The sequence below is a fragment of the Marinobacter iranensis genome, assembly GCF_029207565.1.
GTDB lineage: Bacteria > Pseudomonadota > Gammaproteobacteria > Pseudomonadales > Oleiphilaceae > Marinobacter > Marinobacter iranensis.
This window is the reverse complement of record NZ_JANCMW010000022.1, coordinates 1-12,038: the sequence shown is the minus strand read 5'-3', so window position 1 is coordinate 12,038 and position 12,038 is coordinate 1. Positions and strand designations below refer to the sequence as shown.

Here is a 12,038-nt window from a genome sequence, read left to right as displayed (position 1 = left end):
TTCATGCAGAATCTCCCTGCGTTTAGCTTACGGAAAATTCTACTTTTGAAAACCGCTTTTTTTCGGGGGGATTACCCCTCTGATTGGCTGGTTCAGGGAATAATCAGGGCATACGGAGAGAAATCAAGCGACGCGACTTGCTGCGGTGCCGTCATGCGTGGGCAACACGGGCTGAAAGAAGATCGAAAATAAATCTGTCCCGGTTTTATGAGATTATGGTTTTACCGAAAAAGCGGTTACGCCTACCCTCTGTTTCCGGCCCGAGAAGTGTTTTCTGGCAAAAGGGGTGGTTTCACGTGCTGGAAGTTAATACCGGGAAATAGATCTTTCTCGGTTTTCCCGAAGCCGAAGTTAGTCGAAACTGACGTGCCGCCACCTCATTCAATGCAGTGGGTGCTGACTCTCTCGGCTTAAAAAGGCACTTACACGCTTCATGTTGCCACTGCTCCCCCATAGCTCTCTGTTTCCGACAACATAAAAGTTCTGCTTTGCCCGTGAAACCGCAACGTTCAGCAAATTTACATTATTCGTCGCCCAGTTTCTGGCGCCACTCTGAGCAGGGCTTGGAGCACCTAGCAGGAAGATCACACCTCGGGCCTGCTTTCCCTGAAACGTGTGTACGGTGCCAATCGAGTTCTGTATCCATTGCCCGGCATCGCTGATGCCTAGCGATTCCAGACGGTCAATTTCTGTGCGCATGCGTTGTCGCATTTTCTCCGCAACTCGTTTGAATGGTGTAATGACAAACAGCCCAGGATCTCCCCGTAGATGCTTACAAGCCTGCAGCAGCATCTGGCATACATGTTCCCCTTCTTCGGGACACCATTTCTCTTCAGCGCTACCTTGGATATCAATCCAGTCTGCGTTGCTACTGAAAACATCGGCCAGCAGCGATGCACTTGGTTTAGTGGCTTGGACCATCATGTTGTTGTAAGCCAGGTCATTTGAAATCGAGAACATCGGTTCCTGACAACGGCGGTGCACTAATAGCGGAGCACCAATCCAGATTTCATTCAGCCCCCTCGACAAGGTCGTGCCATAGGTGTTGGCCATATCAGAAAGTGTCTGTACCGAGGCATAAGGAGCCATCCACTGATATGGCTCCACACCCAAATGCCGGGACACACTATCGACAAGTTGCTCAGGGAGAGTAACTACCGGCTCAATTTGCAGGGGGTCACCAACGGAAACCACACACTTTGACCGATAAATAGCGCCAACGGCGGCCTGGGGAGTTGCCTGACCGGCCTCATCAATTAGCAACCAGCCTAAACTCTCCTTCGGCAACTCTTTCAACATACGGCCTACCGAGGCGAATGTCGTAGATATTACTGGCGTCAACAGAAAGCCGGTGGCCCACAGATCAGGAACCAAATGCTGCAAGTCCCTGCGAAGACCCCCGCCACTCAACAGGTAGAAAAATGCACCAAGATTCTGACGAATCTGCTTGGCCGCAACATCAACAAAGGCTTTCTGTACTTTAATCGCAGAAACGAATACTTCATCCCTCAATTCCTGGATTTGGCGCGTAAAAGTTGGCGCAAAATTTTGCTGGGTATGGTGTGTCTCATCCCACAGCAAGTCGGTGACAAGCTTGTCGCCACATATCGAACGGCACTTTTCAATCTGAGCCAGCGCGTTTTCCTTCTGTCTCACCAGAAGGCTTTCACCACGTATCAGCTCCTGCAATTCGCCATTCAGCCTTGCCTGCTCACGCCCATACCGATGGAGCTGATTCTGGATACTCTCCAGAGCTTTTCCACAGTTACTGACTTCAAGGGACATCCGAGTATAAGCATCTTTCCACTCTCTCCACCTGCGCCTCTGGAACAGCCGGCTAAGAATATTGGGTTTATGAGCCCAAGAGGTACTTTCGGCGTTACGTGCAGCCTCTAGCTGGGCTAAGGCTTGATGGTTTTCCCATTCCAACGTCTGCATGTTCTCATGGTTTACCGAGAGCGCTTCCTTGATCTCATTCTGTTGCTGATGGACATTGGCTATTTTGTTTTTCAACTCAACCAGGTGGCCATAATTCTCGTAGGCGTGCTGGGCCTGTTTTGTTGCCTCATCCACAGCCTTCAAGTTAGCTGTAAATGTTCGTCGCGCGTCCATCCAACGCCGTTGCGCTTCTTGAGGCGAAGAAGGAGGGTCACCTTCCAATACCACCCGAGGAACCGTCACGTTTCCATCGGCATCGGTTGATTCGACATTCTGGCCAGACAGCGCCAAGAAATATTTCCTCAGACCGGAACTACCGTCCCACCAGGCTTTGTTGATGAATTCCGACCGGTTTTTAGCGTTACCTAAAACAGCGGCAATAAGCCCCCAGGTATCTGTTGTTCCACCCGCCAAAGCGTCGCTCACCGACCGAAAATATTCGAAGTCGGAAAAGTCCTCTGCCAGTTCTGCTCGCAAAGGCAATTCCTTGCTGATGTTCTCCACCGCCTTGTTGTTTGACGAGGCAACCAGCACTTCATGACCCCGAAGCGATTCATGGAGCTGATAAAGATGAATGAAACCTCCGCCAACTTTCATCTGACCTGCATGGGTAAAGGCATCATCTGCATTTTCAAAAGCACATAGTGCCTTTGCACGGTCGACTTGAACGGAAGCAACGATATCCCGTAACAACGTGGTCTTCCCTGTTCCTGGTGGACCATTTACCGAAAACAAACCACCACCCTTCAGCTCCTTGCGACAAAGGTTGACCGCCGCCTGCTGAAGCAACACCAACGGATGGCGACCTTTACTTGGCCAGCGTGCCGCTGGAGTGTATTTAGGCTGAAGCGCCCACTCCAATTGCTTTTTATCAGACATAAGATCACGCCGGACATCAGGAGAAACTATTCCGAGGTATTGATTTAAGGCCTTGCCAGCGGATTTGCTATTAATCTCCCTTTTGGCCCGTTGCAGATCTTCAAGGAAGAAGCTATTCAACAGAGGCGGTTCCGGCTCTCCCTTGCTGAAGGGCTGAAACCGTCGAATAGCAAATGAGGGCCCGCGAACATCGGATTCCGGGATATCACAATTTTTAAGTAGCCACCGAAACGCCCTATTGGCGCGGTCCAGGGAAAATGGCAGTACCTGCCCCTCTTCATCTTGAGGGTAAACAACTGGCTGCAGCCCCTTAAGCAAGATATCTTCCGCAACCTCCCACCCTTTCAAATCATTCAGCTTGCCTTTCAGCGTTCTGGCGTAAGCCCAGCCAAAACTTGATATCGCCAGCCCAGTTTCGGGGATTGGAACCCCTTTCTTATCCAATAGCACAGCAGCAAGCGGTGCCAACCCGCGCGCTTGCGGTCGCTCTGGCCGCCCGTCGTTGAATACCTTGAGCAATTCGCCGGAGGCTCGCTCTATATCAATAGCTCCCAAGTAAACCACGTAGTAAAGATTGTTCTTCGGCTTGGATTTCTCCCCCTTAATCCACGGCTCTAGTTGACCAGAGTTCAACCAGGCTACTGATCCAGCACCAACCACTAAATCATCTGGTTTTTTGTAGGTTTGAGGAGAAAGAGTCTCAAGAACCGTCCACGCCTCCAGGATATCGCCGGGATAGTTATTTATCGGAGTCGATACATGCTCCTCTCCCTCATCCGAAGCATCATTCCCAACTTCGGATAACGCGTGCTCCCAATCGATCGTGGACGGCTGCTCCAGAACACCCTGCCTCCCTTCGCCCACACTCTGAACTGCTTCCGATATTCCACCATCAGGTTCGTCCAGAATAGAACTCGCACCGCCCAGCTTTGATCGAACGGCTTCCATGAGCTGAGTAGCTCGCTGCGTAGACCGATGCAATAGCTCTTCCTCCAGCTCTTCCAAAACCGCGATGTCAGAGCCCGCATCTTTGAAAATCTGTTCCAGGTCACCAATCCGTTGTTTGAAATACTTCCTTTGCGACATTATTAACCGACTCTTTGTCGTTGATTGATTAAACAGGTTCACTCTACCTACGAGTTCTGGCGCAGATTCGAATACAGTGAGAACGATATAAACTGATTTTTCAGGATCTTACGAAAATAAATCAGCGCCGGGAAAGCCGGCAAGCAAAGTGACCAAGACTGTTAGGCTCGAGGGGAGATTCAGAATTGGCTGCTCCATCGATTGCTCCCAGCTGAAAGTGTAGTTTCTCCGGGGTACTTTGCCTGTTGTACCAGCAACAAACCGCCACAGTCCCGGCATTTTTCAAGTTTTCACAAACTATTCTCCAAATCGCCAGCGCTGCCAGAAATCACTGCTAGTCTTAATCAAAAAACCACATCTAATAATAAGCATGGAGCTCCCAGATGCCTCGCCCAGACTTCCTCACTGGCGGAGAGCCAGCACGCCTTATCCCGATAACCGCAGACAGCGCCAGGGAACAGAAATCCGTCTCCGTGATACTAGCAGGCCTCCGCTCCGTGCTTGAGCTACGACAGTCCCTGCTGAAGTCCCTGGGGGTACGTGTCGGGACCAGCGCCACCCTTGAGGCATGGATAGAACCGGTATTCCTGAATGAGGATAAGAAAGCTGTCAAAAACAAAGACCGACCAGACGGCCTCCTGATTCTTCGCACCGGCAGGCGTGAATGGCGGGCACTGATAGAAGCCAAGGTCGGCAACGACACCATTGGCGAGGAACAGGTATCACGCTACCTCCAGCAGGCAAAAACCCACAAACTGGATGCCGTGATCACCATCACCAACCAGTTTGCAGCACTCCCGACTCACCACCCCGTAAAACTCCCGAAGAACGCCACCAAGTCCGTAGCCCTCTTTCACTGGTCGTGGGCCTTCATCCGAACCCAGTGCCAGCTCCTGCTCAAGAACGACGGTGTTGAAGACGAGGACCAGGTATTCATCCTCAGCGAAATACTGCGCTACCTTGAAAGCGACCGCTCTGGCATCAGCCACTTCGACCAGATGAACGCCGAGTGGAAAGAGGTCGTCAACAAAGTGAAGAGCAACGCCCCACTCGCCAAAACCAGCGATGAGGTACAGAACACCATCGCCGCCTGGCACCAGGAGCAACGGGACCTTTGCCTGATCATGTCCCGCCTCACCGGCAGCGACGTTTCACTGAAACTGAAAAACGACCATCGACTGGACCCTGCCAAACGCCTGAAGGACGATGCCGATGCTTTCTGCAAAGCACCGACACTGAATTGCGCACTCCACATCATCAATGCGGCGGCGGACCTGGAAGTAACGGCTGACCTCCAGCGGCGAATGATTTACTGCTCAATGCGCCTTATGGCACCGAAAGACAAACAAAGCACCAAAGCCAGGGTTAACTGGCTATTGCGCCAACTAAAGAAGACCACACCGGGCGGGTTTTTCATTCGCGCCACAAGGCCCGGCAAGGCAGAAACGACCTATCAGGCACTGAAAGATTTGCGAGATTCGCCGGAGTTGCTGGAATCGGATACGTCCAATACTGCTGCCACAACGCTGGAAGTGGTTTACGAGGTGGATCTCGCCGGGAAGTTCAGTGGGAGGAAGGTGTTTGTTGAGGAGTTGGAAAAGGCAGTACCGCATTTTTATCAGGAGGCTGGGCAGCTGTTAAAGGCTTGGACACCGCCTCCACCTAAAATCTCTAAGGCGGACACTGGACAGCAACCTCAAACCGACGAAATTGCATTAGAGAAATAGATCTGTCCCGGTTCCCCGCCGGTTAAAGCCCTGTCCTTTTCAGCCATCGTTCAAAAAAGGTTTTCCTTCTTGCAAATGGTGCGTTGATGATATGTAGCAAATACTTCAAGAAATCAGTTGAATCTGCAAAATAATTTGGATATGCCTCTTTAATACCACCAACTGCTGTTGTAGATACTAGCGCAACCACTATATTTTGTTTACTCGCTGATTCTTTCTCATATTCTATATATTTTCTCTCGGCATCTTCATTATTCGAATCTGAAAAAATCGTTGACTCCACCTGCTTTTTAGCCGTGTCAACTCTCAGCAAAACGTAGCCATCAACCTCGTGTTCTGATATGTGATCATCTGCAACCTTGAGTGAATGGGCATATGCTTGAAGACTTTTTACAATTTTCAATCTAGATTCATACTCTTGAATTTTGAGTCCAGATTCAAGGTAATCGGGGTTCTTGTTAATTAACTTTTCGTATTCTATAAATTGTTCACTATCGTTCTTAGATGTAAATAAATGAATACCTTCCATTAAAGAAAAATGATCACTAACTAACTTAAAGAAATCTTTCCATTCAGCTTCCCCCTGGTTCGACTTCAAAGCTTGCCCTGTAAACAAATCTACAATTTCCAGTGCCGTAGCCCAATCATGTTGAATTACAGTTCTAACCTGCAGTTCTATTGATTTTTTACCACCAGATTTATCTTTAAATATCCCAATCAAATGATAACCTCTGTACCCATCATCTTTTGGGTTTTTAATATAGTCCTTATATTTCACCACGCCATCGCCGTTCTTAAAATTTTCCTTTTTCCTTAGCTCTCTTACTATTTGGTAAAGCTTCTTCTCACTAGATACAATGGCTCTGCAACCACCAATATCCTGCATATTTTTTAATTTCATTTTTCGAAATCGTTTCAATTTAGAAACGATAGACGCGTATCTTTTTAATCTTTTTGCAAAAATCGCACCTTTATCTTTTTTTATCGACTTTTCTTTTAACAACTCAAATGCATTCTCAAGAGGATACTCGTGCTCAAATCTCCAATATGAGAGAATATCCATAGCTCGGTTCAACTCATCCGAGTCAACCTCACCTTCGTATAAAAACGTCTCTCCAGCCTTTATTACTTCTTTACCTGAATACTTGGAACTCATTACGGTCTCATAGTTTAACGTTTGTTTTAGATCAATATTCTAGTATTATGCGAACAATATTTAAACAACTTTGTATCAGAAAAACATGTTCAGACCCGAAAAACCATTTGAAAACCGGGACACAGAAAACTGGGACAGATCTATTTTTCAGATGCCCGGCCTCCCCGGCTTACGATTTTCAACTCTGATACCGATACGGTTTTCAATTTCATCCACGAATTTGTTGCCGCCGGTCAGCTTATTGCTATTGATCACCGCGCGAATCAATTCATCTGACGACGAAGCATCTTCCTGCTCAACAAACTGCCGATAGGCTTCAAGGCTCATCCAGCCATTGGCAAGGTGACGCCCCGACCCTTGCACAGTAGCTCGACCACTCATACAACTCAGGTTTATCCACCATCCCGGCTTTAACAGGGTTGAGCTCCACATAGCGACGACAAGCCAGCAGATAGGCATCGGTATCAATAGGGCTGATCTTGTAGCGTCCTTCCCAGAGCGACCCACTGCGTTTTTCGAGGGCATTTACAAAGCGTGTTTGACGACCTGCCAGGCGCTTCATCAATTGAGGAATTGCGGTCAGATTGTCGTTTGCCTGAACGACCAGATGAACATGGTTCGTCATCAGGCAATAGCTGACCACATCCAGCTCATAGATCTGCTTCCATTCCTGAAGGTTTGCGAGGTAGTACTCAAAGTCACGGCGCTCGACGAACACCGGTTGGCGGTTATGGCCGCGTTGGACAATATGGTGGGAAAAACTGGGCACAATCACCTAGCTTGTATTGGCATCAGCCTCTCTTTGCTCTCGAAACCCAGCTCCATTGTGTGTACGCTGACAGCCGACATTAACGAAAGTACGGAGAGGGTTGGTGGTGACTTAAACTAGCTCAGGACCATCAAAAAGGGAAAATATAATTCTGTTCCGGTTTATCGTTAGCGCAGCCTTCTTTTAACCCTGATACTTCGCCCAAATTTATTGAAAATACCTTTAGAAATGTCAGGTTTAGTAATAAACCTATACCGATAAAGAGCATCTATTAACTCTATATTATTCTCACTGTGATCCCAAGATATCTTTGAGTATCCATCAGATTCCGCCAATACCTGATAGTCCCCTCCTAACGCGATTAAACCAGACCGAATCTCTTCGTTATTAAAGTACTTTATCTGACACAAAAATAGGTCTACCCGGAAATTACTTTCCGTCACAATGGACATAATATTTTCAAACCAATTAAAATCAATTTCATTATTTGAAAATATCTCTATTATAGCAGACCTAATAACTTGAGAATCACATATCCAATCTAAATTACAATGATAAAAAATAGACTTTTTATTGTCCTCAGATAGACACTTTGAGCCAAGTAATTCCTCAAAATGTTTTGAGCCAATATCAAGGCTATCCTTATCTTTCAGCAGATCTAAAAACTCCGACGGATATTTAGCAACAAACGAATCTAACACGAACTCGCCTTCAAAATTAAAAATACTATTCAAGTTATCTAGTGACATTGAAAGCTTGCCGTTCGATATCATAGACTGAACCCTATCAACAGACAATTCTGAAATGTCAATTTTGCTCCAAACGAAAGAAAGGGAGCCTACTAGATTATCGAATGCTTGATCGGTTACCTCTTGGGACCGAGTTAGATCCGACTCGAACTTTTTGACAAAATCTTTATCCCAACGATCACCAACCTCCTTTGAACTAACTTTCGAACCGGAAAGATCATTAAAGTTTTCTTCCAAGTTAAAAAAATCAAAAATTATTGAATTAAGTTCACACTCATTTACTTCATAATACAGCATTATATTTGACCATGTTGCACAAACCATACATTCATTAAACAATAATTGCCAGTACTCGGACCGATTAATATCATTGACTCTTTCGATTTTATTGCGCGACTTATTTAACAATGCCTGGACTGACGCTAACGGCAGATAAATGTCATCATCATTTAATAGATCAACAACTACATCTTGCTGTTCATGAATGCAATCATACTCGAGAACAAATTTATCAATGTATTCCAACTTATTCGACTCGTAGTCTAACTTCAAGAAATAAGGACCGTAATCAAGAATTGAACTAACTGGATAATACTCCAAAATATTTGTCAGGTCCGATGACACTGCATCCGTATTAACCTTTATTATTTGACATATCATTCCCTTGCTAACTAGAAATAATTTGGAAGAGCATATTTCATTGAATAGTCCCAAATTATCATCATCACACTCAAGAAAACTAAACCTTGGAGAGAGTATATCCAAAAAATTCATTATATGATTATTATCAGAAAATGACTTAGCGAACAAAAACAGCGGATCATCTAAACTTTCCACAACTCTTCTAAGACTAGATTTTACTTCGTAAGTTTTCAAAGTTTTTTCGTTTATAAAAGGCCACCATTTTTTATAAATCTCCCGGCTATTACTTACTTCAGACTGACAAAACTCAAAAAAATCAGGCCATACTTCTAATAGATAATTTATGAAATAACTATTACTTTTATCTTTATTTAAGTATTCTAAAACAAACCTCTCCGAGGAGTCTGATCGCCTAGAAATTGTCTTGAATAGCTCTCTAACATGCTCAGAAAAGGCGGATGAATTCGCCAGTACATAATCTACCAGGCTAAAATTAAGTACACCATCATGCCGAAAACTATCTTTGTCTAAAAATCTTGATAATAGCTCATCAATTTTAGTAAGCTGAAGGTCAAATTTTAGTGGCTTTTTGTTTGCAATGCTAAGCGCAAACTCTTTATCTCTAATCGTTATTGCGGAATCATAAAACAATGAAATGTAGTCAGAATACGTCTCGTCGATATACCCTTCTCTGACGAGGAATCTCAAGATTTGCGGCTCTTCGCCAAAGATCTCTTCATTTTTGCTAAAACTAAGCAATTCATGTAACGACATATACTTAATTTCTTCCACCCTTTCTTGTAAATTATATCGCTTCTCTTTCAACTCTGATGAGATATTTTTGTTAAGTATTCCCCTCTTCCGTTTCTCATACTCGCCAATTTCTCCTTCAATTTCTTGAAAAGACACTTTACCGATGGAAATTTTTCGATTCCCAAAGTTTGCAATAAAATTTATTTCACCGCTGGATTTAATAATATCAAAATTATCAACAAGTACAGCCTCATCGACATTTACCTCAATCTCTTTGGTGGACAACAAAAAATTTACACCACTCAGGTTCACATTTATCGATGGATTTATCCTATCAGGGCCAAACGCTCTTGCCAAAATCTCATAGAGATAAACTCTGTTTAAGCCCTCTAAAGAAGATAGGACTTCGCGACTGCATGAAGATATTTGGTCAGAAATTTCGTTAATCGAATCTTTTAGATCTTTTACATTTTGATTAATTAGATTTTCTTTTTTTTCATTAAATAGCTTATAAACCATGCCTTTATTAGAGTGTAAAGCAGAGAAATCACCTGGAAAATAGTTTTTATATATTATAATAGATAAGAGCTTCTGCCTATCCGGATGCAGCCTAGATAGCTTAAGAAGATAAACCTCGTACTCATTAAATATATTATAAACTAACCGCAAATCATCGAAATAAAGACACACCTTACTTAAAAATCGATTCCCTACTCCTTCCGTATCATATTTCTCTTTTATCTTGTCATACGAATTTGTTGGATTTATAACTGGTATAATCGGCACAATAAAATCAAAGAATTTACTTCTATCTCTGTCTTGAAACATATTGTCTTTAATAGCATAAACAAAAATCACCTTCCGACATATTTTCCCTGACTTATTTATTAGAGCATTCAACTCTCTTAGTCTTATAAAAATTTCCGGGTCGTTAAATCGATCAAGATCTTCTATCACAATAACATTGAATTCTGTGCATTCGAAAAAATATAGTATTTCGTCAAGATGATCATTAATAATAGATTTTCCAGCGCCCTCTTTTATGTTTATCTCTGCATTGTTAAACTTAAACTTCATTTCTTGGATTTGAAGAGCAAATCTGTATAGCCCGATTAGAGAAACGTAGGAAAATATAAAAAGCATAGCAAGATTGAAATATGAAAACCATGTAGGCATGTCATATCCAAGGAAACTAAATCTTTCAGGCTCAAGCTGATATAAAGCAAACAATATAAATACTAAGAAAAATAAAACTGAGCTTCTCACAAATCTTTTCGTTGGATTACTTATTCTTTTGAACCTAGATCTAGGAATATCAGACTGATCCACTGAATAAAATAACTGCTGCAAAATACTTCGCTCAACAGCAACTCTATTTTCATCATTTTTGATCTTATCTTTTTTAGACTTGCTAAACTCAGGCTCCTTAAATGTGGCCAAGGAGATATTAAGGAAATTATATTCTTGTCCACACACACGCTCAAAAGTATTCAAGACACTACTTTTCCCAGATCCATAACCTCCAGTAACCGCAATATTCTTTATATTACTATGTTCTACTGCAAACCTAAGCGCTCTACAATACTCTCCGTCGGGATCAGCATCATCTGTTGGCGTAAGTGATTGATAACCTACACCAGATATCGAAGAAGACATCGGGAGAAATTTTTTACCTAAATAATTCATAAACCTGAGCATTTCAGAGGCCCCATTATCAGAGTCACAACTTTACTTATAGCAGCTCATCACTTATACACAATAATCAAATAACGATCAGGTGCACGAAAACATTAAATGTAGATAATCGTTTATTGATAATAATATTATTTAATGAACATTTTAAGGTCCTTCATCACTAAAACGCATTTTAACACTCAAATCAATACAGAATTATATAGGTAATTTAACTTTAGACCTCACTTCAAGGTCACCTAACTCTTTATGATATCGAATCGTAACCTGACTGTATGGGCTCACGGGTTCCTCTCATCAATTTCAGGTAATTGGATATTAGTCTGCTTTTGAGAATATGGCAAAAGCCATTGAACCTATTTTTTGATTTTCTATATTAATGTTATGGCCTAATCGTTCTACATTTTCGACTAGAAGGCAAATACCTCGAATAGCTTGAATATGCCGGAAGACACACAATCATCTAGCTTTGAAAATTTATTATATTGTAGCTATGCAGTAATTTCCTGGATCTTTGTGGAGCAAGCATCCATCAACTGAGCATTCGATATGGCCAAAGTGGCTAGGGATTTTCTAGTGTTCCGTCTGGGTAATCCGTTTATTTATTATCAATAACACTCAGCTTTGCTCGCGCCACTGAAGTCATA

6 protein-coding genes are annotated in these 12,038 nt (G+C 43.4%); 1 reads left to right on the top strand and 5 read right to left on the bottom strand.

Annotated features, from left to right (window positions below; genetic code table 11):
- Window positions 1–381 precede the first annotated feature (381 nt).
- Window positions 382–3,903 (bottom strand): DEAD/DEAH box helicase, encoded by a 3,522-nt coding sequence (locus NLU14_RS21060; RefSeq protein ID WP_275710318.1) that lies wholly within the window; start codon window positions 3,901–3,903, stop codon window positions 382–384.
- Between the two features lie 383 nt (window positions 3,904–4,286).
- On the opposite strand from NLU14_RS21060, the gene NLU14_RS21055 reads away from it, so the two are divergent.
- The gene (locus NLU14_RS21055; protein WP_275710316.1) at window positions 4,287–5,630 is read left to right on the top strand and encodes a hypothetical protein; all 1,344 of its coding nucleotides are present in this window, start codon (window positions 4,287–4,289) and stop codon (window positions 5,628–5,630) included.
- Between the two features lie 22 nt (window positions 5,631–5,652).
- On the opposite strand, the gene NLU14_RS21050 is transcribed toward NLU14_RS21055, so the two are convergent.
- From NLU14_RS21050 to NLU14_RS21040, 4 genes are all read right to left on the bottom strand, one after another.
- Complete coding sequence (locus tag NLU14_RS21050) at window positions 5,653–6,786, bottom strand: RelA/SpoT domain-containing protein (protein ID WP_275710314.1); 1,134 nt, start codon at window positions 6,784–6,786, stop codon at window positions 5,653–5,655.
- Between the two features lie 147 nt (window positions 6,787–6,933).
- Window positions 6,934–7,113, bottom strand: coding sequence for a hypothetical protein (locus NLU14_RS23065; protein ID WP_338040817.1), 180 nt, complete (start codon window positions 7,111–7,113; stop codon window positions 6,934–6,936).
- Window positions 7,103–7,555 (bottom strand): transposase, encoded by a 453-nt coding sequence (locus NLU14_RS21045; RefSeq protein WP_338040816.1) that lies wholly within the window; start codon window positions 7,553–7,555, stop codon window positions 7,103–7,105. The genes NLU14_RS23065 and NLU14_RS21045 overlap by 11 nt, the downstream gene beginning before the upstream one ends.
- Window positions 7,556–7,722: 167 nt before the next feature.
- Window positions 7,723–11,397: a YobI family P-loop NTPase gene (locus NLU14_RS21040; protein ID WP_275710312.1), complete on the bottom strand. Its 3,675-nt coding sequence runs from the start codon at window positions 11,395–11,397 to the stop codon at window positions 7,723–7,725.
- Window positions 11,398–12,038: the final 641 nt, after the last annotated feature.